This is a genomic window from Streptomyces macrolidinus (genome assembly GCF_023887685.1).
Taxonomy (GTDB): Bacteria; Actinomycetota; Actinomycetes; order Streptomycetales; family Streptomycetaceae; genus Streptomyces; species Streptomyces macrolidinus.
Genome location: NZ_JAMWMR010000012.1, coordinates 105,552 through 131,536, shown reverse-complemented (window position 1 = coordinate 131,536; position 25,985 = coordinate 105,552). Strand labels below are relative to the sequence as shown.

At 72.1% G+C, this 25,985-nt stretch carries 22 protein-coding genes; 13 read left to right on the top strand and 9 right to left on the bottom strand.

Features of this window, described 5'->3' with window-relative positions:
• Positions 1-166 precede the first annotated feature (166 nt).
• On the top strand, positions 167-772 hold the full coding sequence (locus NGF19_RS15990; RefSeq protein WP_252425579.1) for a GOLPH3/VPS74 family protein: 606 nt from the start codon (positions 167-169) through the stop codon (positions 770-772).
• 73 nt (positions 773-845) lie between these two features.
• On the opposite strand, the gene trxA is transcribed toward NGF19_RS15990, so the two are convergent.
• Positions 846-1,292 carry a thioredoxin gene (gene trxA, locus NGF19_RS15985; protein ID WP_289735065.1) on the bottom strand — a complete coding sequence of 149 codons (447 nt, stop codon included), beginning with the start codon at positions 1,290-1,292 and terminating at the stop codon, positions 846-848.
• A 57-nt stretch (positions 1,293-1,349) separates the two neighbouring features.
• Between trxA and NGF19_RS15980 the strand changes: the two genes are divergently transcribed.
• Positions 1,350-2,780, top strand: a complete 1,431-nt coding sequence (locus NGF19_RS15980; RefSeq protein ID WP_252425577.1) for a dihydrolipoyl dehydrogenase family protein — start codon at positions 1,350-1,352, stop codon at positions 2,778-2,780.
• A gap of 72 nt (positions 2,781-2,852) precedes the next feature.
• On the opposite strand, the gene NGF19_RS15975 is transcribed toward NGF19_RS15980, so the two are convergent.
• The 3 genes from NGF19_RS15975 to NGF19_RS15965 form a co-directional block, all read right to left on the bottom strand.
• A complete protein-coding gene (locus NGF19_RS15975; protein ID WP_252425576.1) occupies positions 2,853-3,200 on the bottom strand; it encodes a tetratricopeptide repeat protein in 348 nt (115 codons plus the stop codon).
• 79 nt (positions 3,201-3,279) lie between these two features.
• Positions 3,280-4,086: a thioesterase family protein gene (locus NGF19_RS15970; RefSeq protein WP_252425575.1), complete on the bottom strand. Its 807-nt coding sequence runs from the start codon at positions 4,084-4,086 to the stop codon at positions 3,280-3,282.
• A gap of 183 nt (positions 4,087-4,269) precedes the next feature.
• On the bottom strand, positions 4,270-5,538 hold the full coding sequence (locus NGF19_RS15965; RefSeq protein ID WP_252425574.1) for a cytochrome P450 family protein: 1,269 nt from the start codon (positions 5,536-5,538) through the stop codon (positions 4,270-4,272).
• A gap of 272 nt (positions 5,539-5,810) precedes the next feature.
• Here NGF19_RS15965 and NGF19_RS15960 point away from each other — a divergent pair, with 272 nt between their 5' ends.
• Together NGF19_RS15960 and NGF19_RS15955 are read left to right on the top strand one after the other, a co-directional pair.
• On the top strand, positions 5,811-7,430 hold the full coding sequence (locus NGF19_RS15960) for an FAD-dependent oxidoreductase (protein ID WP_252425618.1): 1,620 nt from the start codon (positions 5,811-5,813) through the stop codon (positions 7,428-7,430).
• Between the two features lie 63 nt (positions 7,431-7,493).
• Complete coding sequence (locus NGF19_RS15955) at positions 7,494-8,531, top strand: amidohydrolase family protein (protein WP_252425573.1); 1,038 nt, start codon at positions 7,494-7,496, stop codon at positions 8,529-8,531.
• A 184-nt stretch (positions 8,532-8,715) separates the two neighbouring features.
• Here the strand turns inward: NGF19_RS15955 and NGF19_RS15950 are convergent, their stop codons facing one another.
• Positions 8,716-9,459, bottom strand: coding sequence for a DUF1275 family protein (locus NGF19_RS15950; RefSeq protein ID WP_252425571.1), 744 nt, complete (start codon positions 9,457-9,459; stop codon positions 8,716-8,718).
• A 123-nt stretch (positions 9,460-9,582) separates the two neighbouring features.
• Positions 9,583-10,038, bottom strand: a complete 456-nt coding sequence (locus tag NGF19_RS15945) for a MarR family winged helix-turn-helix transcriptional regulator (RefSeq protein WP_252425570.1) — start codon at positions 10,036-10,038, stop codon at positions 9,583-9,585.
• 171 nt (positions 10,039-10,209) lie between these two features.
• Here NGF19_RS15945 and NGF19_RS15940 point away from each other — a divergent pair, with 171 nt between their 5' ends.
• Positions 10,210-11,652, top strand: a complete 1,443-nt coding sequence (locus NGF19_RS15940) for an MFS transporter (RefSeq protein WP_252425568.1) — start codon at positions 10,210-10,212, stop codon at positions 11,650-11,652.
• A gap of 50 nt (positions 11,653-11,702) precedes the next feature.
• Here the strand turns inward: NGF19_RS15940 and NGF19_RS15935 are convergent, their stop codons facing one another.
• A complete protein-coding gene (locus NGF19_RS15935; RefSeq protein WP_252425566.1) occupies positions 11,703-14,903 on the bottom strand; it encodes a tetratricopeptide repeat protein in 3,201 nt (1,066 codons plus the stop codon).
• 464 nt (positions 14,904-15,367) lie between these two features.
• Here NGF19_RS15935 and NGF19_RS15930 point away from each other — a divergent pair, with 464 nt between their 5' ends.
• From NGF19_RS15930 to NGF19_RS15910, 5 genes are all read left to right on the top strand, one after another.
• A complete protein-coding gene (locus tag NGF19_RS15930; protein ID WP_252425617.1) occupies positions 15,368-16,402 on the top strand; it encodes a PP2C family protein-serine/threonine phosphatase in 1,035 nt (344 codons plus the stop codon).
• Between the two features lie 156 nt (positions 16,403-16,558).
• Positions 16,559-16,813 carry a ferredoxin gene (locus NGF19_RS15925; RefSeq protein ID WP_252425564.1) on the top strand — a complete coding sequence of 85 codons (255 nt, stop codon included), beginning with the start codon at positions 16,559-16,561 and terminating at the stop codon, positions 16,811-16,813.
• Positions 16,803-18,197, top strand: a complete 1,395-nt coding sequence (locus NGF19_RS15920) for an NAD(P)/FAD-dependent oxidoreductase (RefSeq protein ID WP_252425562.1) — start codon at positions 16,803-16,805, stop codon at positions 18,195-18,197. The genes NGF19_RS15925 and NGF19_RS15920 overlap by 11 nt, the downstream gene beginning before the upstream one ends.
• Positions 18,198-18,279: 82 nt before the next feature.
• On the top strand, positions 18,280-19,524 hold the full coding sequence (locus NGF19_RS15915; RefSeq protein WP_252425560.1) for a cytochrome P450: 1,245 nt from the start codon (positions 18,280-18,282) through the stop codon (positions 19,522-19,524).
• Positions 19,525-19,614: 90 nt separating this feature from the next.
• Positions 19,615-20,061 carry a universal stress protein gene (locus NGF19_RS15910; RefSeq protein WP_252425559.1) on the top strand — a complete coding sequence of 149 codons (447 nt, stop codon included), beginning with the start codon at positions 19,615-19,617 and terminating at the stop codon, positions 20,059-20,061.
• A 45-nt stretch (positions 20,062-20,106) separates the two neighbouring features.
• Here the strand turns inward: NGF19_RS15910 and NGF19_RS15905 are convergent, their stop codons facing one another.
• Positions 20,107-20,547: a CBS domain-containing protein gene (locus tag NGF19_RS15905; RefSeq protein WP_252425558.1), complete on the bottom strand. Its 441-nt coding sequence runs from the start codon at positions 20,545-20,547 to the stop codon at positions 20,107-20,109.
• 296 nt (positions 20,548-20,843) lie between these two features.
• On the opposite strand from NGF19_RS15905, the gene ftsH reads away from it, so the two are divergent.
• Entirely contained in the window at positions 20,844-22,937 is a 2,094-nt protein-coding gene (gene ftsH / locus NGF19_RS15900; protein ID WP_252425557.1) for an ATP-dependent zinc metalloprotease FtsH, read from the top strand.
• A 10-nt stretch (positions 22,938-22,947) separates the two neighbouring features.
• On the opposite strand, the gene NGF19_RS15895 is transcribed toward ftsH, so the two are convergent.
• Positions 22,948-23,829 carry a universal stress protein gene (locus NGF19_RS15895; protein ID WP_252425556.1) on the bottom strand — a complete coding sequence of 294 codons (882 nt, stop codon included), beginning with the start codon at positions 23,827-23,829 and terminating at the stop codon, positions 22,948-22,950.
• A 325-nt stretch (positions 23,830-24,154) separates the two neighbouring features.
• On the opposite strand from NGF19_RS15895, the gene NGF19_RS15890 reads away from it, so the two are divergent.
• Positions 24,155-24,811, top strand: a complete 657-nt coding sequence (locus NGF19_RS15890) for a CBS domain-containing protein (protein WP_252425616.1) — start codon at positions 24,155-24,157, stop codon at positions 24,809-24,811.
• A gap of 77 nt (positions 24,812-24,888) precedes the next feature.
• A complete protein-coding gene (locus NGF19_RS15885; RefSeq protein ID WP_252425555.1) occupies positions 24,889-25,920 on the top strand; it encodes a hydroxyacid dehydrogenase in 1,032 nt (343 codons plus the stop codon).
• The last annotated feature ends 65 nt before the right edge of the window (positions 25,921-25,985 follow it).

Here is a 25,985-nt window from a genome sequence, read left to right as displayed (position 1 = left end):
GCCCGGGGTGCATCTGGTGGCGGACGACGGCCGGACAGGACGGCCGGGACAGGAGAGAAGGGCCGCGCTACTGTCGCCGTAGGCGTCCGCTCTGCCAGGGACCGGATCGGCTTCGGACCTGCTCAGCCATGGACCTGCCACTGATGCCGTCGACAGGGGGCCAGGTATGACCACCGCACGGGACCTGTTGATCGTCGCCCTCGACGCCGCTCCCCGCCGTCCCGTGGAACAGGGCGACCTGTCGCTCGCGCTCGCGGGAGCCGAGCTGATCGACCTCATGGACGTCCGGGCCCTCCTCCTGGACGGAGACCTCATCGTGCCGAGCGATCCGCCCGTGACGGACGACCGCCTGCTGGCGCAGGCCGGGTCCTCGCTCGTGCGGCAGCCGCCGTACGAGTCGGTCGAGGACTGGCTGTGGCGCCGGGGCCGCGGCCTGTCCGCCACCTACCTGGCCGGATTCGAGGAGGAGGGCCTGCTCACCCGGCCGCAGCGCCGCTGGCTGCCGTCCTGGACCGGGGAGGCGGCGCTGGCCGACTCGCTCGCCCGGCGCGAGGCGGCGGACCGCTGGGCCGCGCAGGAGCCCGTACTCGCCGCCCTGGCGACGGCCGTGGGGATCCGCGAGACACCGGCCGGCGAACTCCCGGAGGAGACCGGCGCGGCGACGCCGACCGTACTGGCCGCCGTCGACGACGCGGTGACGGAACTGACCGCCGTACGACAGCGGCGCGCCGTGGAGAAGGCGGCCTTCGACAACGTATGGAGAGGGCCCTGAGGAACAACGTCCGGCGAGGGGCCCTGAGAAGGAGTGGGCGGTCAGCGCCCTGACCGCCCCCCGGGGCCCGAGGTCAGTGACCGCTGCCCTCGCCCTGCGCCTGCTGCGCGGCGACCGCCTTGCGGACCTCGTCCATGTCCAGCTTGCGGGCCTGCCCGATGAGGTCGTCCAGCGCGTCCTGCGGCAGCGCGCCCGGCTGCGCGAACACGGCGACCTGATCCCGGACGATCATCAGCGTCGGGATCGACTGGATGCCGAAGGCCGCCGCCAGCTCGGGCTGCGCCTCGGTGTCCACCTTGCCGAACACCAGGTCGGGGTTGGCACCCGCGGCCTTCTCGTAGACCGGCGCGAACTGACGGCACGGCCCGCACCAGGACGCCCAGAAGTCGATCAGGACGAACTCGTTGTCCTGGACCGTCCGGTCGAAGTTCTCCTTGGTGAGCTCCACGGTGCTGCTCATGGTGTGTATCCCTGCTTCCTGGTGTTCGGTTCGCTTCGTCAACACCGACGCCGCGTCCATGTATTCCGCGCGTGTACCCGTGTGGCCACCGCGCACACCACCCTCCAGACTGGCCCCATGACGGAAACGGATCCCATCGCTTACGACGTCGTGGTGCTCGGTGCCGGGCCCGTGGGGGAGAACGTCGCGGACCGCACCCGTGCGGCCGGACTGTCCACCGCGATCGTGGAGAGTGAACTGGTCGGCGGCGAGTGTTCGTACTGGGCCTGCATCCCCAGCAAGGCCCTGCTGCGCCCGGTCATCGCCCGCGCGGACGCCCGCCGTGTCCCGGGCGTCGGCCAGGCGGCGGGTGGTTCCCTCGACGTGCCCGCGGTCCTCGCCCACCGCGACGCCATGGTCTCCGGCTGGCAGGACGACGGCCAGGTCGCCTGGCTGGACGGCATCGGCGCCGACCTGTACCGGGGCCACGGGCGGCTGGCCGGGCCGCGCAGGGTCACGGTGACCGGCCCCGGAGGCGAGGACCACGTCCTCACCGCCCGGCACGCGGTGGCCGTGTGCACCGGCAGCGGCGCGCAGTTGCCCGACCTGCCGGGGCTCGCCGAGGTCAGGCCCTGGACGAGCCGCGAGGCGACCAGCGAGAAGTACGTCCCCGAGCGGCTGATCGTCGTCGGTGGCGGTGTGGTCGCGGCCGAGATGGCCACCGCCTGGCGGGCCCTCGGCTCCCGGGTCACCGTGCTCGTCCGCGGCAAGGGCCTGCTGACCCGCATGGAACCCTTCGCCGGGGAACTGGTCACCGAGGCGCTCACCGAGGCCGGTGCCGACGTCCGTACGGGCACCTCCGTCGAGTCGGTCCGGCGCGAGGGGGACACCGTCGTGGTCGTCACGGACACGGGCGACCGTCTGGAGGCCGACGAGATCCTCTTCGCCACCGGCCGGACACCCCGCACCGAGGACATCGGCCTCGACACCGTCGGCCTGGAACCCGGTTCCTGGCTGACGGTCGACGACACCCTGCGGGTGACGGGCAGCGATTGGCTCTACGCGGTCGGCGACGTCAACCACCGCGCGCTCCTCACCCACCAGGGCAAGTACCAGGCGCGGATCGCGGGCTCGGTCATCGCGGCCCGTGCCGCACAGGTGCCGCTGCTGGAGACGGACGCCTGGGGCGCCCACGCGGCGACCGCCGACCACGCCGCCCTGCCCCAGGTCGTCTTCACCGACCCGGAGGCCGCCTCCGCCGGACTCTCCCTCGCCGAGGCGGAACGGGCGGGCCGCCGGGTCCGCGCGGTGGACGTCGATCTGTCGTCGGCGGCGGGCGCGAACCTGTACGCCGACGGCTATCGAGGCCGCGCCCGCATGGTCGTCGACCTCGACAGTGAGACCCTGCTGGGCGTCACCTTCGTCGGCCCCGGCGTCGGCGAACTGATCCACTCCGCGTCGGTCGCCGTCGCCGGAGAGGTCCCGATCAGCCGCCTGTGGCACGCGGTGCCCTCGTTCCCGACGATCAGCGAGGTCTGGCTGCGCCTGCTGGAGGCCTACCGGGGCTGACCGGGTACGCGAAGACGGCCCGTGCCCGCCCCGTCGGACACGGGCCGCCGCCGACCCGCCGCGCGCGGCGGGTCACTCCTGCGGGACCTCACCCGCGAGCGCCGAGGCGATCCGCAGATGCGGCCGTGCCTCGTCACCGCGCCCCTGACGCTCGAGCGTGCGCCCCAGCATCAGCCGGGCGTACCGCTCCACCGGGTCACGCTCCACGATGGTGCGCAACTCGGCCTCTGCGCGCCGGAGTTGAGCCGAGTGGTAGTACGCCCGTGCCAGCAGCAGCCGCGGCCCGGTCTGCTCCGGCACCTCGTCGACCAACCCGTCCAGGACCCGCGCCGCGGCGTAGTAGTCCTTGGCGTCGAAGAACATCCGCGCCCGCTCCCAGCGCTCCGCGGGCGTCCCGTGCTCGTAGTACGTCGTGTCCACTCGAGACCTCCTTCGCCCGCACAACGCCACGGGTTGGTTGAACATTCCACGACTGCCCCTCGGCCCCGAGGCCGCCCGCTCAGGCGCCCGGCAGCGGGCGGACCGTGAGGATCTGCTCGGCATGCCCCAGCGGACCGGCGATGTCGTGCAGCACGGTGCTGGTGACCCCTTGGCCGGTCGGACCGAAGGTGACGGAGGTGTCGAGCCCGGTCCAGCGGCCCTCGGGCCGACGGTGGAGGTGGATCGTCAGGTCCACGTTGGGGAACATCCACGCCGTGGGCGGCTGCCGTACGGCGATGCCGTTGGCGGTGTCGACCAGCGAGACGTACGACGCGACCGGGCCGGTCTCCTCCCCGGCGACCAGCCCGAGAGGAGTGGTGACCCAGGCCGTCGCCCGCCCCGGCTGCGGCGGCATGACGGGGCGGACGTCCACGGAGGCGATGAAGCCACCGGGCCACAGATCGCGCATCCGCCAGGAGTCGAGCCCCTCGGGAGAGGGGAGCCGGCCGTCGGGACCACCCGCTATGGCCGCGGTGTCCACGGTGGCGAGGCACCAGGCACGCGCCCGCACCACCGGACGGTCGGCGATACGGACGACGGCTTCGAGGAGCTCGATCGTGCGGCCGGGCCGGACGGTCTCCACCTGGATCTCGCACTCGTCGAGGGCGAGCCGGCCGAGGATGTCGAAGCTGATCCGGGACAGCAGCAGGTCATGATCGGGGCGCGCGGCCAGATGACGCTCGATCGCATGCGTGACGAGACCACCGAGCGGACTGAAGTGCTGCTCGTCGGTGTCCCAGGCACCACCCGCGTGGGGCGTGGGCTTGTAACGGTGCTCGTCTATGCGTTCGTAGTAGCTCTCGGTGGCCGCGGTGGCAGTGTTCAACGGACGCCTCTCCTCAAACCGCAACGGTCGCTTCTCCCGTGTCGAGCACGGGGGTTGGGAGCAGTCTGACGCAGAAGGCGGCATGGACGGATGGCGGGTCGATCTTCGTCGGGACCATCGGGACCACACGTCGCCCCCCGCACGGCCGGTCGGGCCGCACGGGGGGCGTGGGGGAGGACGACGTCAGAGCTGTGTCGGATCCAGGGCGACGGGGAGCCGCTCCAGCCCGCGGAACGCGGGGAAGGGAACCTTGAGCCACTCCGCCTCCCGCGCGGGAGCGACGAGGTCGACCCGAGGGAACTTCTCGAAGAGCGTGGTCAGCGCGATCCGCATCTCCATCCGGGCCAGGGGCGCACCGAGGCAGTAGTGCGGTCCGCTGCCGAAACCGAGATGAGCGCTCTGCAGCCCCTTGCGCTCCACGTCGAACGTGTCCGGCGACTCGAACTTCTCCGGGTCCCGGTTGGCGGAGGACACCGCCACCTGGACGAGACATCCCTTGGGAATGACCGTGTCCCGCATGGGGATGTCCTCGAGCGCGTGCCGGAACGTCGCGTTCTCCACCGAGCCCTCGAAGCGAATGACCTCCTCGATCGCGTTCGGCAGAAGGTCCGGATCCGCCAGCACCTTCTCCAACTGATCGCGATGGGTCAGCAGATTGAACACGGCATTGCCGATGAGATACGCGGTCGTCTTGTGCCCGGCGAAGAGCAACACCCAAAGCGTGGAAAGGAGTTCGCCGTCGGTCATGGCGCCCTGCTCGTCCTGCGTGCGGATCAGGGCGCCGAGCAGGTCATCGGAGGCGTTCTCCCGCTTGCGCGCGATGAGTTCGGCGAAGTAGTCCCGCAACGCCCCCTCCGCCACCGCCAGTTTGTCCTTGTCCGCCTTGCTGAACCCCGTACGAGCCACCACGGCGCACCACTTCTGCACGTCCTCCCGCTCGTTCTCGGGAACACCGACCAATTCGCAGATGACGATGAGCGGCAGCGGAAACGCGAACGACGCCAGGAGATCGACGGGTTCCGTCGTGACGCACTTCCCCAGCAGTTCATCGGTGATCTGCTGAATACGGGGCCGCAGGGACTCGATACGCCGTGGGCTGAACGCACTGTTGACGATGCGCCGCAATCGCGTGTGCTTGGGCGGGTCCGAGAAGAGCATGTTGTCGTCGAGCGCCACGGACGAGTCACCGAAGATGGTGTGGTAAGCGTCCATGGCCGCGTACATGTCCTTGCTGATCCGCGGGTCCGTCAGCGCGGCCTTCGCGTCGTCGTACCGCGTGATCAGATAGGTGTCCACCCCGTGCGGCGGAGACAGATGACAGACCGGGGCCGACTCGCGCAGACACGCGTACACCGGATAGGGATCGGCGCGATACTCCGCTGAGCCGCGCGATGCCGCCGAGATCGCCTCCGCTGTCGAGTCCGTGGCGTCCCGTTCGTCGAGCTGAGTCATTCTTCAGCCTTCCTGAATGGCTTCCGCCCCGGCCGCGGGACGGCGGATACATGAGATGCCCTCAGTCACTCCCCGGCCGAATCTCGCTCGTAAACGCGGTTCGCCCGATCGCATCCACGCGCACATCACCCGAGCGGCGCTGCGAAGGCCTTGCCCTGTTCGGGTGGTTACTGCGTCCTGCCCCGCGCTGCGTGGCACAAGGACAGGGAGTGCGTCATGGAAACCCTCGGCCGCTGCGCCACAGAGATGCTTCCCGCAGAGGAGAACACATGATGAATGATCGCGGCAATGACCACGTGCCCGTCCTGATCGTAGGGGGGTCACTCGTAGGCCTGTCCGCGTCTGTTTTCCTCGGGCGCGTCGGAATCCGGCATCGTGTCGTCGAGCGCCATGCCGCCACTTCCGCGCATCCACGCGGTCGCGGCAACAACATGCGGACGATGGAGCTGTTCCGCACCGCCGGGCTCGAGCCGCATATCCGCAAGGCCGCGGCCACGTTGTCGGGGAACCACGGAATTCTCCAGGTGGACACCCTGCACAGCGGGAACCAGCGCTGGCTGTCGGGACGGATCACCGGCCGTGCGCCGGAGGCCGATGTGTGCTCGACGGTCCGCTGCGCGTGCAGCCAGAACGATCTGGAACCCGTGCTGCTCGAAGGCGCCCGCAGCCTCGGCGGGGACGTGCGCTTCGGCACGGAACTGCTGTCCTTCACCCAGGACGACGACGGTGTACGGGCTCTCGTGCAGTCCAGGGAATCCGGTGAGACCCGCACGGTGCACGCCGACTACCTGCTGGCCGCCGACGGTCCCCGCAGCCCGGTGCGCCAGCGGCTCGGGATCGAGCACTCGGGACCGGGTGACCTGTTCCACAACATCAGCGTCACCTTCCGCAGCAAGCTGCTGCGCGAGGTGACCGGAGAGCAGCGCTTCGTCGTCTGCTACGTCACCGACCCCGACGGCGAGGGCGTGCTGCTGCCCGTGGACAACGAGGAGCAGTGGGTCTTCCACGTGCCGTGGTTCCCCGAACGCGGCCAGACCGAGGAGTACTTCACCGACACCCGGTGCATCGAGCACATCCGGGCGGCGGTCGGCGTCCGTGACCTGGACGTCGAGATCACCGGACGCGCGCCCTGGCACGCGGCGGACCGCGTGGCCAACAGCTATCAGGACGGCCGCGTGTTCCTCATCGGCGACTCCGCGCACGAGATGCCACCGACCGGGGCCTTCGGCTCCAACACCGGTATCCAGGACGCGCACAACCTCGCCTGGAAGATCGCGGCGGTGCTGCGCGGCTGGGCGGACCCGAAGCTCCTGGACAGCTACGAGGTCGAGCGCCGCCCCGTGGCGCAGGCCACCAGCGCGCGGGCGACGGTGCAGGCGGCGCGCGAACAGCACCCCGGCTACACGGTCAGGACCACGTCCACGGAGGTCTCCGACCTCATGACCACGGCGCTGGGCTACCGGTACGTGTCCGACGCGGTCGTCGGCGCGGCGGCGGACGAGCCCATCATCCCGGACCAGTTGAACCTGCGGGCCCAGCCCGGCACCCGTGCACCGCACATGTGGGTCACGCGCGACGGCGTGACCGTGTCCACCATCGACCTGTACGAGCGCTCCTTCGTGCTGCTCTGCGGAGGCCCGCGGTGGCGTCGGACCGGCCGGACCGTCGGCGCACGGCTCAACGTCCCGCTCGACGCCTACCTGGTCGGTGACACCGCGGAGTGCGACCTGCGCACCGGCGACGGCCCCGACTGGCCGTCGGTGTACGGCACGACACAGCACGGCGCGGTCCTCGTACGGCCGGACGGCTTCGTGGCCTGGCGGTCCGACGCCGAACCGGCGGACGGGGAGAGGGAGTTGACCGACGCCCTGCTCAAGGTCCTCGGACGCTGACCGCCCCACGACCCGTAAGCACACGTCAACTCTGCTGGCGCTACCCAGGATTGGGGTAAGTCCATGACACCACCGCGCACGGCCGCGGCTCCGATGGCGGACACGGAGAACGGCACATCGGCATCAGGCGATGCGCGCACGGCGCGCGTGGACGTACACCATCACTACACCGCGCCGGAATGGATCGACTGGGCGGAGCGGAAGGACATCATCCGTCGCGAGAGCCTGCCGCCATGGACCCGGTGGGACGCCGGCACGGCTCTCGCGATGATGGACGAGGCGGGCATCAGGACCAGCGTCTTCACCGTCGCCATGCTGGGACGCCTCCAGGAACCGAAGCTGCGCAAGGAGAGCGCGCGCATCGCCCTGCAGTCCGCCAGGGACCTCGCCGACAGCCACGGCGACCGCTTCGCGTTCTACACCCCCGTCTTCCTCGAGAGCCCCGATCTCTCGCTCTGGTCGCTCACCCACGGAATGGACGAACTCGGGGCGATCGGCGCCAGCGTCCGCACCAGCGTGAAGGGCGTCTATCTCGGGCACCCCTCACAGGACCGGATCCTCGCCGAACTCAACGAACGCTCGGCCGTGGTCAGTACACACCCGATGGAGGTCCCCGGCGGGGAGGGCGGACTCGAAGGGGTCCCGCCCTTCCTGTGCGACTTCCTGATGGACACCACCCGCGCGGCCCTCAGTCTCATCGTCAACGGGACCCTGGACCGCTACCCGAACATCACCTTCATCCTGCCGCACGGCGGCGGCTTCCTGCCCTACATCGCCGGCCGGGTCGAGGTGTTCGGCCACCATCTGGAGCCCAAGGTGGAGCCGGCCCAGGTGCGCGACTACCTGCACCGCTTCTACTACGACACGGCCGGTCCCATGTCCCCTTCGGCCACCCCGAGCCTGCTGGCCGCCGTGGGTTCCTCCCGGATCCTGTACGGCACCGACTGGCCGCCCACCCCCGCCCATCTGGTCACGGGCGTCACCACCCCGGCATTCGACAGCGACCCCGCTCTGGACGAGCAGCAGCGCCGTCACATCAACCACGACAACGCGCACCGACTGCTGCCCGCCCTTGCCGCGGCCCGCGCTCGCCACGTCTGAGGCGTGGCCCACGCGTTCCGCTAGTGCCCCGGCAGGCAACGCTCGCCCCGTCGCGACGCCCGGCACGTACTGTCGCCGCACCGGACGAAAGCCCACGTACGTCCAGTACGAGGGCTTCCGTCCGGCACACCGAGAGCACGCACCGGACGCCGCTCCTCACGGGCAAACGTTGCCTGCCGGGGCACTACGTACCGGTCCGGCCGCCCGTCGCCGACCGCCGCGCCAGGAGAGGGCCGCAGGCGGTCAGGACGGCGGCCATGACCAGGACCAGGGGGAGCGTTCCGGCCCACGCGGGCGCGGCCCGGCGCAGCGCCAGGGCAGCCGCCGCGCCCGCGATCAGCGCCCCGAACCGGGCCGGGACCCATCGGTCGGGCCTCGCGGAGGCCCTGCCCACGCCCCGCACGATGTAGGTGGCGAGCGTCCCTGTCAGATACGTCGTCGGCGCCGCGGCCCGCCCGGCCGCCACCATCGCCGCTGCCTGCGCGCCCATCGCCAGCGCCGCCCCGCACTGCAACGCGTCCCGGGCCACCGCCCCCGGCGCCCCGCCCGAGGCCGCCCAGACGCCCGCGCCCACCGCGAGCAGCGCGACCTCACCGGCCAGGCAGAGCAGCACGCGGGGCGGCCAGTACGCGGGGACGCCCTTCCGGCCGTGGGTCACCCAGGCGACCACCGTCGCGCCCGCGCCGAACCCCGCCAGCGCCAGCAGTGCCGCGGTGACGCCCGCGCCGCTGGACCGGCCGATCGCCATGCCCAGCAGGGCCAGATTGCTCGTCATGACACCGGCGAAGACATGGTCGAGGGCCGTGAAGGAGATGGCCTCCACCGCGCCGGACGCGGCCACCAGCACCACCACGGCGACGCGCAGCGCCCGCCCCGGCTCGCCGTCCCGTTCCGTACCGCCGTCCGCAGGTCCCTGGCGCGCCGCCATCACCGCTCCTCCCGACGTCCCGCGCCGATCGTAGTCAGCCGGGTGCGGTGGGTGAGGGAGGGTGAAGGGGTGCCGGGGTGCCGGGGTGCCGCTACGGGGCGTACGGGTCGGGTGCGGCGCCTGTTACGGGCGGGGCCAGGGGCGACCGGCGATGCGTTCGATGCTGATGTTGAAGCGCTTGAGGTAGCCCGCGAAGGCGGCGATGTCGTCCTCCGGCCAGTCGGCCATGACCTGGTCCAGGCTGTCGACGATGCCCGCGCGCTCCTCCTCCAGCGAGCGTTCGCCCTTGTCGGTGATGCGGAACTTGCGGGCCATGCCGCCGTCCGGATCCGGGATGCGCTCGACGAGACCCGCGCGCATCGCGGCGGCGGTCTGGCGGTTGAGGGTGGAGGCGTCGAGCCCGAAGGCGTCGCTCAGTTCACCGATCGACATCGGCCCCTGCACGTCTATGCGGCTGAGCAGGATGTAGGCGCTGCGCTCCAGCGTGCTGTTCTGGAGACGGCCGCCTCTCTGGTGCAGGAAGCTGTGGCGGCTGAGCAGCATCTGCTCGTACTCGACCTCGTGCGTCGGCCTGTTCATGTGCGTGAGCCTCCTGCTTCGTGCGGCCGTCGCACTCCGTCTCTCCAGCGCGCGGCACCTTTCATCCTCTCACGCAGCATGTACGCACCACATCATATGGTCGATGCATATCGTGTGTACGATGCACATCCTTGTCTCCCTGTTCCCGAAAGACATCCGAGGAGTCCCCCTATGGGCGCCCCCCAGTCAACAGCCCGCCCAGGCGGCGTGGTCGCCACCCTGGCGCTCGCCGGTATCACGGCGGCGATCATGCAGACCCTGGTCACGCCGCTGATCGCGAAGCTGCCGCAGATCCTGCACACCACGTCCTCGAACGCGGCCTGGGTGATCACGGTCACCTTGCTGGTGGCGGCGGTCTGCGTCCCGGTGTCCGGGCGCCTCGGCGACCTGCTGGGCAAGCGCCGCATGCTGCTCGTGTGCTGTGTGCCCCTGGTGGCGGGCTCGGTGGTGTGCGCCCTCTCCTCCTCCGTCGTGCCCATGATCGTCGGGCGTGGGCTGCAGGGCATGGGCATGGGCATGCTGCCCCTCGGTATCGCCCTTCTGCGGGACGTGGTCCCCGCGGAGAAGCTCAGCTCCTCCATCGCCCTGGTCAGCGCTTCCATGGGCATCGGTGGCGCCCTCGGCCTGCCGATCGCCGCGGCGGTCGCCCAGTACGCGAACTGGCGCGTCCTGTTCTGGGGCTCCGCGGTCCTGGCCGCCCTCGTCTCGATACTGATCTGGTTCCTGGTCCCGGACGTGCCGGCCGGCGCCAAGGGGCAGCGCTTCGACGTTCTCGGCGCCCTCGGTCTCGGCGTCGGCCTGGTCTGCCTGCTGCTCGCGGTCTCCAACGGGGCCGACTGGGGCTGGGGTTCGGCGACCACGATCGGGCTGTTCGTCGCCGCCGTCGTGGTGCTGGTGGTCTGGGGCCTGTGGGAGGTGCGTACCAAGGAGCCGCTGATCGACCTGCGGACCACGGCCCGCCCCCGGGTGCTGATCACCAACGTGGCCTCGGTCTTCATCGGCTTCGGTATGTACGCCAGCATGCTCGTGCTGCCGCAGTTGCTGCAGTTCCCCAAGGCCACCGGCTACGGGCTGGGGCAGTCGATGCTGGCGGCCGGTCTGTGGATGGCGCCCGGCGGGCTCATGATGATGGTCGTCTCCCCGCTGGGCGGGAAGCTCACGAACGCACGCGGGCCGAAGTTCACCCTCATCAGCGGTGCCCTCGTCATCGCCGCGGGCTACGGCGTGTCCATGGCGCTCATGGGCTCCGCCTGGGGGCTGATGCTGGTCGGTATCGTCACCAGCAGCGGTGTGGGCCTCGCCTACGGTGCGATGCCCGCGTTGATCATGAGTTCCGTTCCGCTCTCCGAGACCGCCGCCGCCAACGGCTTCAACACGCTGATGCGTTCGCTGGGCACCTCGATCGGCGCCGCCGTCATCGGCGTGATCCTCGCCCAGATGACCACCACCATGGGCGGCTACACCTTCGCCTCCGAGAGCGGCTTCCGTACCGCGCTGCTGGTCGGCGGCGCTCTCGCGCTCGTCTCCGCGGGCATCGCGGCGCTGATCCCGGCCGCGCGCCCCGCCGGTGCCGAGCAGGCCGTCGCGCCCGAGCGTGCCGGGGCCGAGGCCTGACCGGCCTCCGGTGCGGTGAAGCCGTACGCGCTTCACCGCACCGGAGAGGTTCAGTTCCCTTCGGCCAGGACCGTCACCTCCGCGTCGTACGCCACGGCCAGCCGCCCGTCGGGCGCCACCGTCAACGCGCCGACCCCGGAGGTCACCACCCCGTCGGGGCCGATCTGTTCACGGGTGGTCAGGTCCCACATCCGGATCCTGCCGTCGTCGCTGCCGGTGAGAGCGACCGTGCGGCCGTCGATGACGGCGGTCGTCAGCGCGGAGGCCTGGACGTCGTGGACGGCCAAGGGCTCGCCCATGGCCGTACCGGTCGCCAGGTCCCACATCCGCAGGACCGCCTTGTCGCTCACCTCCCAGGTCGTGACGAGGACCGGGCGGCCGTCGAGGACGACGATCGCCACCCCGTCGAGGAACTCCTCGTCCTCGCTCTCGTCCTCGCGCTCGTCGTCGTCCTCGTCCAGCGCCTCCAGGACGGTGAAGCGGGTGCCGACCTGGGTGCCCGTCGCCGGGTCCCACGCCAGGACCACACCGCAGGCATCCACGGTGACCACGACGGACCGGCCGTCCAGCCGCGCGAGGACCACGCCCTTCACGCCGTCGACATGGCCCGGCAGCGGCCCGTGCAGCAGGCGACGGGTGGTCAGGTCCCAGAAGTGGACCTCTCCGCTCAGGCCGCCGGTGATCAGGACAGGGCGGCCGTCGACCTGTGTCGTCGCGAGGGCATCGGCGCCGCCGTCGAGCGTCAGCGGTTCTCCCAGCGGGGCTCCGGTGGCCGCGTCCCACAGCCTGACGTCCTCGTTGTAGGCGCCGGTGACCACCGTGAGGCGGCCCTCGATCTCCGTCGTCACCACCGACCGCAGCATGTTCCCGTGGCCGACGAGCGGTTCACCGACCGGCTCGCCCGTGGCCAGGTCCCATATGCGGCCCGTGCCACCCTGGTCCACGCTGACGAGCAGAGCGCGGCCGTCCAGCTCCGTCGTCGTGAGCGCGGCCACGGAGTCGTCATGGCCGGACGCGGGGGCGGACGGGGGCGCGTCGACAGGCGGTTCCCACACCCGGAGCTTCCCGTCGGCGCAGGCGAGGACGGCGAGGAGTCGCCCCTCGGCCTCGGCGACGGCCACCGCGGAGACATAGCCGACGGACCCGGTGAAGACGGACCCCAGCTCCTCGCCGGTGGCCAGGTCACGGATCCGGGCCACGCGGACCGGGCCGCCGGTGACCACGAAGGGATGACCGTCCGACCGTGCCAGGGCCACCCCTTGGGCCCAGTTGACGCCACCCGGGAGCGGCGCGCCCACCTGCTCGTCGGTCGCCAGGTCCCAGACGACGACGTCGCCGCCGAAGCTGCCGGCGATCCCGACCGTGCGGCCCTGCACGACCGCCGTCGTCAGACACTCCACCGAGCCGTTCCGGAGGTCGAGCGGCCCCTGGACCTGCTTGCCCTTGGCGAGGTCCCAGAACCGTACGCACCCCTTGTCGTCGCCCACGAGCGCCACCGTGCGGCGGCCGACCACCGCCGTCGCCAGCGCGCGTACCGTCGTGCCGCCGACCAGAGCCGTGCCGACCTGCTTGCCCGTGGTCAGGTCCCAGACCCGTACGGCTCCCCGGTCGTCGCCCGTGACGGCCACGGCACGGCCGCGGACCACGGCCGTCGCCACCGCGGTCACCCGGTCCGGGTGGTCGGCCAGAGGCGGGTGGACGAGCCGACGAGCCGTCATGTCCCAGACGCGTGCCGTCCGGTCGCGGCTGCCGCTGACCAGCAGCGTACGGCCGTCCACCACAGCCACGGCCAGGGAGGTCACCTCGGCCTCGTGCCCCCGTAGGGCCGAACCGCTCTCCTCTCCGGTGAGCAGGTCCCACACCCGGATCACGCCGTCCGCGCCGCCGGAGACCGCGACCGGACGGCCCTCGACCGTGGCCGTGACCACGGTGGTCACATCGCTCTCATGGGCGGCCAGGACGAAGCGGAACCCGCCGAGTTGTGTGCCGGTGGACCACTCGACGCGGTTCCACCGAGGGGCGGGGGCGTCCGGCAGCGGTACCGCGCTGATCCGCGACGACAGCGCGAGGTCCCCGCGGCGCGCGGCGTCCAGCGCGAGCACCTGGCGGCGTACGGCGGCGGAGGCGGGGCCGTGCACCTCGGCCGACGTCCGGTACACATCGGCGACCGCGCCCGTCGCCAGGTCGAGCAACGGCATGACCGTGGCCGGGTCGGCGGTGACCAGGAACCGGGCGTCGTCGGTCAGCACGCCGCGCAGATGGAGGGTGGCCTCGTAGGCCAGGCTCGGGTCCGCTCCCTCGGCGGCGGCCCGCAGTTCGCCGACGGCCCCCTCGGCGTCGCCGGACTCGAGGAGGATCGTGCCGAGTACGAACCGGGCCCGCTGCACGTGCCGGTGCTCCGGCGCCTCGGCGACGGTACGCAACCGCCGTTCGGCTTCCCGCAGGTCGCCCTCCGCGTGGTACATCCGAGCCACGTCGATCGCCACCGCCGCGGCGAGGTGGGGGTCCGGGTCCGCCTCGGTCAGCGCCTCCAGACACGCCCTGGCCTCGTCGTACGCGCCGAGTTCGGCCAGCACCTCGCTCAGTGCTATGCGTGCCCGCTCCGCCATCGCGGGGCTGTCGACGCCCGTGGCCTCCTCGTACAGCTCGCGGGCCGCGGCGAGGTCACCCGCGCGCTGCGCCAGCACGGCGAGGTCGAACGCGGCGCGCAGGGCGACGGACGCCTGCCCGGACGCGTGCGCCCGGCGCAGCAACGGCAGCGCGCGCTCGTCCTGTCCGGCCTCCACGTGCATATGGCCGAGGGCGACGGCGGCGTTCACCGCCACCCGCTCCACGCCGGAGTCGGCGGCCAGGGCGAGATGTTCGGCCGCCCGTTCGAGGTCGCCCGTCCGTGCGTAGATCACGCCCCGGTGGTAGGCGACGTCCCCTTCGGCCTGCGCTCCGACGAGGGCCAGCGCGCGGTCCAGCGCCGCGAGTGCTTCGGCGTAGCGGTCGTTCACCGTCTCCCACAGGCAGGTGAAGATCTCGGCCCCCGCCACCATGTCGGGCTGCCCGCCGGCCCGCGCGGCCTCGGCCAGCCGCATCGCCTCCTCGACCTGGCCGTCCAAAACCAGCTGGTCCAACCGCTCCGTCAGACTCGCGTAGGTCATGCCCATCGTCGCCAGCGTGCCCTGGAGCGCGTCGAGGTTCTGCCTGAGGCGCCGCTCCCGTCTCCTGCGCAGCCAGCCTCCGCGTCCGCTCGCGTCGTTCATCGACCCTGTTCCTCCCCGTCGTGCCCTTGACCGGTGCGCAGCGTACGCCTGGCGGTCCCGGTGCGCCTGGCCCTTCGTCAAGTCGCCTGCCAGGCAACGATCTTGACACCGCATCGGGGCCGGAGAACACCCCGATACACGAGCGAACCACGCGGACGTGGCGTCCGCCCCGGCGGGCGCGTTCGCGTCATCCGCGCGCCCCGGAACGGAACCCGATCAGGTTTTCATCCGTACTTGTGATAGAGGCCCGACAGCGATGTCTGCGACGATGGATCTTGCTCGTGTGCGGGGCCCTCGGGTACAGGGCCCGCGTGCGCGGGCGCGAAGAGAGCCGACGGCAGGCCGTCGGGACGCAAGGCGCGGGGCGAACGCGGATCCGCACGGGGGCGTCGCCGACGCACTGGGGAGGGCATGTGGAGAGGTACTACCGCCGTTCGACGGTGTTGTCCGTGCTGCCCTTCGCCATGATGGCCGCGGTCGGCGCGGCCGATGTCGCCGCCGGACCCTCCCTCGGCTTCCTGCCCCTGATGTCCCTCGGCCCGGCCTTCGCCTCGCTGGTGGGCGGCTGGCGGCGCACCGCGGGCATCGGCGTGATCGCGCTGCTGCTCTGCGCGGGCCTCGGCTGGTACGAGGAGCTGTCCGACGTCCGGCGCGGTTCGATGACCATCGCCTCGGTCATCGGCGTCACCGCGGCGGGGCTCGTGGCCGTCTCCATGCGCCAGAAGCGGGAGGCGGAACTCGACAGCGTCCGCTCGATCGCCGAAGCGGCGCAGCGCGTGCTGCTCAAGCCCGTGCCCCGGCTGGCCGGGCAGCTCCGTGCGGCCGTCTCCTACATGTCCGCCGTCGCCGAGGCGCGGATCGGCGGTGACCTCTACGAGGTCGTCGCCACCCCGCACGGCGTACGGGTCATCGTCGGCGACGTCCAGGGCAAAGGGCTGGAAGCGGTGGAGACCGCGGCCGTGGTGCTCGGTGCCTTCCGCGAGGCGGCCCCGGACGAGACGGACCTCGCGGAGGTCGGGCGCAGGCTGGAGCGGGCCGTCGACCGGCAGTTGGACGGCGAGAAGTTCGTCACCGCGATCCTCGCCGAGGTGCGAGGCGAGGAGGCCACCTTCCTCAACTTCGGCCATCCGGCACCCCTGCTGATCCGCGCCGACACCACCGTCACCTGGCCCGAACCCCCCGCCTACGCGCTGCCCCTCGGACTGGGCGCGCACGGGACGGTGCGCCCGGAGCCGTACCGCACCGACTTCCTCCCCGGTGACCAACTGCTCCTGTACACCGACGGGATCACCGAGGCCCGCGACGAGGACGGCCGGTTCTACCCCTTGGAGGACCGGGCCCACCTGCTCAAGGACAACGATGCCGAGTCCGCGCTGGAGACCCTGCGCCAGGACCTGCTGCACCATGTGAACGGCCCGCTGCACGACGACGCCGCCATGCTCCTGCTGCGCCACCGCCCGCACCACGGCGGAACGACCCCGGACGCCGGGCTCCCGTAACGCCCCTCGGGCGTCCGGTCACTCCTTCGGCGTGCCCCGGAGCGCGGGGTCCCGTTCCGTCTTCGATGCTGGGCTGCGGGGAGATGACCGCCGTCCGGGGCGCCCGCCGCGCCGTGGTGCTCCACGGACCTGGCCGCCGGAAGGGGCGGAGTGCGGATGAGGCTTGTCGTCGATCTCAACAGATGCCAGGGATACGCGCAGTGCGTGTTCTTCGCGCCGGACGTCTTCGCCCTGCACGGCGAGGAAGCGCTCGTCTACGACCCGCACCCCGACGAGGTGCAGCGGGAGCGACTGGCCCGCGCCGTCGCGGCCTGCCCGGTGCAGGCGATCACGGCCGAGGGACTGGACGGCACGGGCGAGACGGGCGAGACGGCCGCCGGGACCGGGGAGGCGGTCCTCCATGGCCGGTGACGACTTCCTGCGATGGCTCAGACGCGAGGGCCGGATCGTGATCGTCGGCGCCTCGCTCGCGGGACTGCGGGCCGCCGAGACCTTGCGCGCCGAGGGGTTCGCCGGTTCCCTCACGCTGATCGGTGACGAGCCGTACGAACCCTACGACCGCCCGCCGCTGTCCAAGGCGGTGCTCCTCGGCAAGGCGTCCCCGCACCACACCGAGCTGCCCCGGCGCCGGGAGATCGACGCCACCTGGCGGCTCGGCGTGGCGGCGACCGGCCTGGACACCGCGGCCAAGCGGGTGCGCCTCGCCGACGGCGACGAGGTGGCGTACGACCGGCTGCTGATCGCGACCGGCGTACGGGCGAGACCCTGGCCGAGGGAGTCGGAGGCTCGGCTGGACGGGGTGTTCGTCCTGCGCACCCGCGACGACGCGGTCCGCTTCCGGCGGCGGCTGGACTCCTCGCCGGGCAGGGTGTTCGTCATCGGCGCCGGCTTCACCGGTTCGGAGATCGCCTCCGCCTGCCGGGAGCGGGGCATCGCGGTCACCGTGGCGGAACGCGCGGACGCGCCGCTGGTGGGAGCCCTCGGCGGGGTGATCGGGGCGGTGGCCGGGGAGTTGCAGCGCGAGCACGGTGTGGATCTGCGCACCGGGGTCATGGTCACCGCCCTGGAAGGCGACGCCGCGGGCCGGGTGCGGGCCGCCCACCTGTCCGACGGCACCAGCGTCGAGACGGACGTCGTGGTCGTGTCGCTGGGCGCGACCCGCAACACCGAATGGCTGGCCGGATCCGGGCTCGGCGCCGGGCCCCGCGGCATCGCCTGCGACGCGGGCTGCCGCGCCTTCGACTTCCGGGGCATCGTCACCGACGACATCTTCGTCGCCGGTGACGTGGCACGGTCCCCGCACCCGCTGTTCGGCTACCAGTTCCTCTCCCTCGAACACTGGGGCAACGCCGTCACCCAGGCCGAGACCGCCGCGCACAACATGATCAGCGCCAGCTCCGAGCGGCGCCCGCACATCTGGGTGCCCGCCTTCTGGTCGGCGCAGTTCGGCGTGAACATCAAGTCGGTCGGAGTCCCCGGCATGGGCGAGCAGATCATGATCACGCAGGGGTCGCGGGCCGAGCGGCGGTTCGTCGCGGCGTACGGCTACCAGGGCCGGGTCATCGCCGCCGTGAGCTTCGACAACGCGCGGTGGCTGGAGTTCTACCAGCGGCTGATCGAGACGGCCGCGCCCTTCCCGCCGGACTTCGCGACGGTGGACCGCCGCGCCGAGGGACGGGCACCGATGCCGGCCGACTTCCCCGACCCGTCACTGCCGACGCACGGCCCGACCGTGACCCTCAGCGGCTACTCACCGGCCGACCGGCGCCTCGTCTTCACCCCGTCCCGCCACTGACCGCCAGGCCCCGCAAGGCAGCACCCACAGGCAATCACCCACAGGGAATCACCCCAAGGAACCACCCCCCAAGGACCCCGTCATGACGCACGCCTCGCTGCTGCAGAGGATCACCGACTACGCCCATCGCGCCGACCCGTATCCGCTGTACGAGGAGTTGCGCAAGACGCCCGTGCTGCACGAGGAGGAGGGCGGCCCCTACCTCGTCAGTTCGTACTGGGACATCGCCGGGCTGCTCCACGACCCGCGGGTCAGCTCCGACGCCGCCAACCTCGCCGCCGCGGGCGCCGACGTCCTCGGCGGGCCGGACGAGACAGGGCTGCCGCCGAGCTTCATCCGGCTCGACCCTCCGGAGCACGACCGGTTGCGGCGGATCGCCAACCGCCCCTTCGGCCCGCCGCACAGCCCCCGCCTGCTCGACTCCCTGCGCGACGATCTCGCCGAGATCGTCTCGGGGCTGATCGACGGCTTCGGGGACGCGCGCGAGGTCGACCTGGTCGACCAGTTCGCCTACCCCTTCCCGGTGACCGTGATCTGCCGACTGCTCGGCGTGCCCCGCGAGGACGAACCGCGCTTCCGCGCCTGGGTCGACCCGATCGTCGCCAATCTGGACCCGGACACCGAGGCGGGCGAGGCCGAGCGCAGGCGCGCCGCGCAGGAGGCCCGCACCCACCTGGGCATGTACTTGGCCGGACTGGCCGAGCAGCGGCAGCGCGAACCCCGTGACGACATGCTGTCCGCGTTGGTGACGAGCCAAGGCCCGGACGGCCCCATGAGCGTGATGGAGGTGCTCAGTACCGCCGTGCTGTTGCTGATCGCGGGCCATGAGACGACGGTCAACCTGATCACCAACGGCATGCTCACGCTGCTGCGCCATCCCGAGGTCCTGCGCCGACTGCGCGAGGACCCGGACCTCGTCGTACGGATCGTGGAGGAACTGCTGCGCTACGAGCCACCGGTGCAGTTCGTGCCGCAGCGCACCTGCATCGCGGACATCGAGGTCCGCGGGGTCACCATCCCCAAGGGGTCGAGGATCTGGCTGGTCCTCGCCGCGGGCAACCGGGACCCGGAGCGCTTCAAGGACCCCGACCGGTTCGACCCGGACCGCGAGGACATCCAGCACCTCGGCTTCGGCAGCGGCATCCATAGCTGCTTCGGGGCGCCCCTGGCCCGGATGGAGACCCAGATCGCCCTCACCGCGCTGGCCCGCAGGCTCGACAACCCCCGGCTGCTCGAGGACCCGCCCCCGTACCGGCGGAACGCGGTGCTGCGCGGCCCACGCCATCTGCGCGTCGGCTTCGACGGTCTGCGCCCGGAGCGTGCGTAGGAGTCGCGTTCGTAGGAACCGTTCGTAGAAGCAAGAGGCACCCCCAGATGACAAGAGGCACCCCCGGATGAGGAGAGAGAGGTGGGAGACATGGGGCAGGACGTCTCAGGGGCTCGTGTGGTGGTGGGCGTCGACGGATCGCCGTCCTCGCACGCCGCGCTGCACTGGGCCGTGCGCTACGCCGGGCTCATCGGCGCCGCCGTGGACGCGGTGGCCGCATGGGAGCTGCCGGGGATGTACGGCTGGTCGGCGCCGGCCGTGGACGCCGACTTCGACGAGGAGGCCGCGCGGCAGGAACTGGTGCAGGAGTTGAGGGGCGTGCTCGGTGAGCAGGGAGCGGCCTCGGTCAGGGCGCTGCTGGTGCGCGGCCACCCCGCCGATGTGCTCCTGAGAGCGGCGCAGGGGGCCGAGCTGGTCGTCGTGGGGAGCAGGGGGCGGGGCGGGTTCGCGCGGGCCCTGCTCGGCTCCGTCAGCCAGCAGGTCGCCCAGCACGCCCACTGCCCCGTCGTGATCGTCCGCCCCGAGGCGGCGTCGTGACGAGGTTCACGGGCGTGCGCGCGTTGTTCACGGGCGTGCGCGCGGTCAGATCCCGTACGGAGGTCCCTCCGCCGACGGCGGCCCCGGCGGCTCCTCCAGGATGCTCCAGGCGACGGGACCGAGCAGGGCCGCCAGCCGCTGGAAGACATCGAGCAGCAGGTCGTCCACGGTCACCATCCCCACCACCCGGTGCCCGCTGAGGACCGGCAGCCGACGCACCCCCGACCCGCGGAAGGCCCGGTATGCCACATGGACGTCATCGGACACGTTCACCGTGATGACCCGCCGCGACATCAGCGCGTCCACCCGTGCCTCCCGGTCCAGGCCACCGCCCAGGCCGCGGACGGCGAGGTCGCGGTCGGTGACGATGCCCCGCAGCGACTCGCCCTCGACGACCAGCACGGAACCGACCCCGTTCGCGTCCATCTGCCGGGCCGTCTCCGCCAGGGACGTGCCGGGCGGGACGGCGACCGCCGGAGTGCTCATGACCTCCGAGACCTTCACGCGTGGACTCCCAGGGTCTGTTGCGGCATCGTGCGGGGCGTCTTCATCGGGTCCTCCTCGCATCCGGGACACAGCGCACGCGGCGGCCTCGCGCGCGCCCGACCTCACGGTGTTGCGGCGCCCGCGCCCGCCAGGCCCACGACACTCGGAGCCACCGGGAATCACCCCTCGGGAGTCACCCGAAGAGGCCCGAGCCCTCGCCCGCGCCCGCTCCCGTCCGTTCCGAGGGACCATGAGATGAGCAGACCGGTGTCGTACGGCCGAGGAGGCGGTGCGCCGTGATCACACGAGTGCGGATGCCGCACCGGCATCTCACCCGGCCGCCCGAGTCGGGGCCACCACGGGGCGGCCCCAGGCCGTCGAGGCAGCGGCGGCCACGGTCGGGCTGGCCCTGGTGGACCCTGCCGTTGGTCTGGGTGGCCTTCCTCGCCGTCCTGCTGCTCGTCCGCGCTCCGGCGGGGCCCGCGCCCGCGCATCTGACCTACAGCGACTTCGTCGGCAAGGTCGACGTCGGCCAGGTGAAGACCGTCGACATCAACGACAAGGGAGCCGTCAGCGGCACCCTGAAGAACGGTACGAAGTTCACGACGCAGCTCCCGACGGCGCTGGGCACCGGATCGCTCCAGCAGAAGCTCCAGGCCGAGCACGTACAGATCACCGCGTCCCAGGCCAGGAGCGGCGGCAACCCGCTCGTGTCGTTCGTGGTGGCCTTCCTCCCGCTGCTGCTCCTGTTCGGGTTCTTCTGGTGGATCGGCCGCCGGGCCGCGCGCTCGGTGACCGGGGGGCTCAGCGCCATCGGCCGCTCCCGGGCGAAGATCATCGAGGCCGAGCGGCCCACCACCCGGTTCGACGACGTGGCCGGGTACACCGGGGTCAAGCAGGAGATCAGCGAGGTCGTCGACTTCCTGCGCAACCCCGCGCGCTACGCGGCGGCGGGCGCCAAGGGCCCCCGCGGCGTGATCATGGTGGGGCCGCCGGGCACCGGCAAGACCCTCTTCGCGCGTGCCGTCGCCGGGGAGGCCGATGTGCCCTTCCTGTCGGTGACGGGGTCCGCGTTCGTCGAGATGTTCGTCGGCGTGGGCGCGTCCCGCGTGCGGGACCTGTTCGACGACGCCCGCAAGCGCGCGCCGTCCATCATCTTCATCGACGAGATCGACGCCGTGGGTGCCCGTCGCGCGGGCGGCGGGCGGATCGGCGGCAACGACGAACGCGAGCAGACCCTCAACCAGCTCCTGGCCGAGATGGACGGCTTCGACCAGTCCACCGGCATCGTCGTCCTCGCCGCCACCAACCGGCCCGAAGCCCTCGACCCCGCGCTGCTGCGCCCCGGTCGCTTCGACCGCCAGGTCACCGTCCCGCTGCCGAACCAGAGCGAACGCGCCGCCATCCTGCGGGTGCACGCGCGGGGCAAGGTCCTCGCCCCCGACGTCGACCTCGACACCGTCGCACGCGCGACCCCGGGCTTCTCCGGCGCCGACCTCGCCAACCTGGTGAACGAGGGCGCGATCAACGCGGTCCGGGCCGACCGCATCCTGATCGAGCCGCATGACCTCGAGGCCGCCCGCGACCGCGTGCTGCTCGGCCGCCGCGAGGAGTCCAACGCCCTGCTGCCCGAGGAGCGCCACTCGGTCGCCGTCCACGAGTCGGGGCACGCCCTGGTCGCCGCGCTGTGCGAGCACGCCGACCCCGTCGCCAAGGTGAGCGTGCTGCCCGCGGGCGTGTCGCTCGGCGTCACCGAGCAGCTCCCCGAAGCCGAACGCCATCTGTACAGCGAGGCCTATCTGACCGACCTGCTCGCGGTCCGGCTCGGCGGCCGGGCCGCCGAACTGGTCGTCTTCGGCGAGGGGTCCAGCGGTGCCGCCAACGACCTGGCCGGTGCCACCCAGATCGCCACGCGGATGGTCCGGGACTTCGGCCTGTCCGCGGCCCTGGGCCCCGTCGGCTATGCGACCGGCGGCCCGCGCTACCTCGGCGACACCGCGGAGGAGCCCCTCAGACAGCCGTACTCGGAGCAGACCCAGCGGATCATCGACCGGGAGGCCGCGCGCCTGCTGCGGGAGGCCGAGCAGCGGGCGACCGGGCTGATACGCGAGCACCGCCGGGCCCTGGACCGGCTCGCCGAGCTGCTGGTCAGCCGCGAGACCATCGACGGCTCCGCCGTCCTCGACGTGCTGCGGCAGGAGGGGCAGGAGCGGTGCAAGGGTGACGGGAACCTGGGGGAGAGCGCCGCCGACGACATCCGGCCGGTCACTCCGCCCCCCACGCCACGGGCCCGGGTGCCCGGCGAGCGGTACGGCCCCGAGCCCGACCCGGCGGTGGACCGCGAGGAACCCGGCACCGACGGCGGCCCGAGCCCCGACGAGACCCCCTGACAAGAGCCGCTCACGCGGTGTGCGGCACGGTGATCACCGTGCAGTCGGCATGGCGCAGGACGCCCTGGCTCACCGAGCCGAGCAGCATGCCGGTGAAGCCGCCGTGGCCGCGGGTGCCCACCACCAGGCCCAGCGACTGCGTGGCCGCCTCGGTCAGGATCTCCACCGGGTGGCCGCTGACGACCTCTTGACGCAACTCCACGTTCGGGAACCGCGTACTCGGCCCGGCGACGGTCTCGGACAGCATGCGCTCGCATTCCTGCCGCGCCGCCTGCATGTCGAGCGCACCGAGCAGCCGGGGGTGCCACGCGTACACCGCGTACAGCCCCGCGCCGTGCGCGGCGGCCTCCTCGAAGGCGAAGTCGACGGCCGTGGCGGAACGCTCGCTGCCGTCCACGCCCACGACGAAGTACGGGTTCGACGGGGTGATGGGCTCCTCCGATTCGGGCACGACGACCACCGGGCACTGGGCGTGGGTGATCACGGGCAGGGCCACCGAGGCGGAGCCGAACAGCTCCTTCACCCGGCTCAGGTGCCAGGACCCCAGCACCAGGGCCAGGGCGTCCCGGCTCTGCTCCCGCAGGATCCATACCGGGTTCCCCTCCGCCAGCAGCCCGGACACCTCGACCTGCGGCTGCCGGGTCTCCGTGAAGTCCACGGCCGCCTTGAGGACCCGTTCCCCCTCTTCGTGCAGGGCCTGGTTCCAGGCCTCCCAGGAGGGCGGGATCTCCCATCGCCGGAATCCGGCGGTCGGTACGCCCTCGGCGTGGACGAGGCGCAGCGGCACCCGGCGGCGTGCCGCCTCGTCGGCCGCCCAGGCCAGTGCCGAGCGGGTGCCGGGGTCGGCGTCGACTCCGGCCACGATCGGGAGGTTATCAGCCGGCAGGGTCATGGTCTCTCCAGCGGGTCGCCCCCCAGCGGTGGCCGGCGGGAGGGGCCCCGGGCCCGTCCCGTCTCTCTCATGAAAGACCCGTGTCGGCCGGGGTGCCAAGGGGGAGTCCGTCCCGTCCCCGGGTACCCGCACGGGCGTTCCTGTACGTTCGGAGGTCAAGGGCGCCGGTGGGAAGAGGACGTTCGGGTCCCCGCCATGGGCTGTTCGGCCTCGGTCTGGAGGACGTTCGCGCGACTACAGTGATGGCATGCTTACTGTCAGCGTCGGTCTCGGGGCCGAGAAGAGCGAGGTGGCCCGGAGGCGACGGGAAGGAAGCCTGTGCGTGATGAGGAACCGTGATGTCGCCGACCTGATGACGCCCACCGCCGTGAGCGTACGGCCGGGCACGACGTTCAGGGAGATCGCACGTCTCCTCGACCGGTACGGCATCACCGCCGTGCCGGTGGTCGACGACGAGGACCGGCCGATCGGCGTGGTGTCCGAGGCCGACCTGCTGCGCAAGCAGACCTCCTCGTTCGTGGGGAACACCGCCCAGGACCTGATGACGAGCCCCGCCATGGTCGCGGAGCCGGAGTGGAGCGTGGTCCGCGCGGCCCGTGTGATGGAGCACCACAGGATCAAGCGGCTGCCCGTGGTGGACGGCGAGGGCAGGCTGATCGGCGTGATCAGCCGCAGCGACCTCGTCCAGCTCTTCCTGCGCCGGGACCGCGCCATCCAGGAAGAGATCATCGAGGACATCATCGTCCGCACGCTCGGACTCGCGCCCTCCGCACTGACCGTCGAGGTCAACGACGGCCGGGTCACCCTGAGCGGCAGCGTGGAACGCAAGAGCCTGGTTCCCGTCACCGTACGGCTGTGCGAGGGTGTCGACGGCGTGGTGGACGTCGACGCCCGCCTCACCTACGACCAGGACGACACCGCGGACGACAGCGCGGGCGAGACCGCCGCGCACGGCGGGCCCCCGGCGGCCCGCAACGCGTGACACACGCGGGAAGACCGTTCGGACGAACGCCCGGCGCGGGGAGGCCCGATGCGTGAGCAGGTCGGCAGGGGGCGCCGATGACGCCCGCGACACCGGGTCCCGGATTCCGGCCCCGCACCGCGCTCGCCATGTCCCCGGACGCCGCCGCGGCCGTCCTCGACCCGGAGTCGCTCACCGCGCTCGCCGCCCTCTGCGACCTCGTACCGCCGCCCGTCCTCGACGACTTCACCGCGCCACGGGCACGGGCCGTCCTCGCCGAGGTCGACCTGCTGGTCACCGGCTGGGGCTGCCCCCCACTGGACACGGACGTCCTGCGGGCGGCGCCCCGGCTCCGCGCCGTGGTGCACACCGCGGGCAGCGTCCGCGGCCACCTCACCGACGCCTGCTGGGAGCGGGGCATCGAGGTGTCCTCCGCCGCCTCGGCCAACGCACTGCCGGTCGCCGAGTACACCCTCGCGATGATCCTGCTCACCGGCAAGCACGTCCTCGAACGCGCCCGCGCCTACCGCACCACCCGCACCCGCGAGGACTGGCTGCGCACCCCCCGCACCATCGGCAACCACCGCCGCACCGTGGGCATCCTGTCCGCCTCGCTCATCGGCCGCCGCGTCATCGAGCTGCTGCGCCCGTACGACATCGACGTACTCCTCCACGACCCGTACGTCACCGACGCCGAGGCCCGCCGACTCGGCGTCACACGCGTGGAGTTGGCCGAACTGTTCGCACGCGGCGACACCGTCAGCGTGCACACCCCGCTGCTGCCCGCCACCCGCGGACTGGTCAGCCGTTCCCTGATCGAGTCCATGCGCCCCGGCGCCGTACTGATCAACACCGCGCGCGGCGCCGTCGTCGACCAGGACGCGCTCGCCGAGGCCGCCGGGGCGGGCCGCGTCCGGGCCGTCCTCGATGTCACCGATCCCGAAGTGCTGCCGCCCGATCATCCGTTGTGGGACAGCGAGCAGGTGCTCCTCACACCTCACCTGGCCGGTTCCCAGGGCAACGAGTGGCGCCGCCTGACCGACCTCGCCCTCGCCGAGACCGCCCGCTGGGCCTCCGGCGCCGGGTTCCTGCACCCGGTGACGCGCGAACGGCTGCCGTTCCAGGCCTGAGGGCTGTTCGCGATCGGGCCGAGTGGCCGCCCGGTGCCCCGCAATTCGGGTGACCCCGCCGCCTG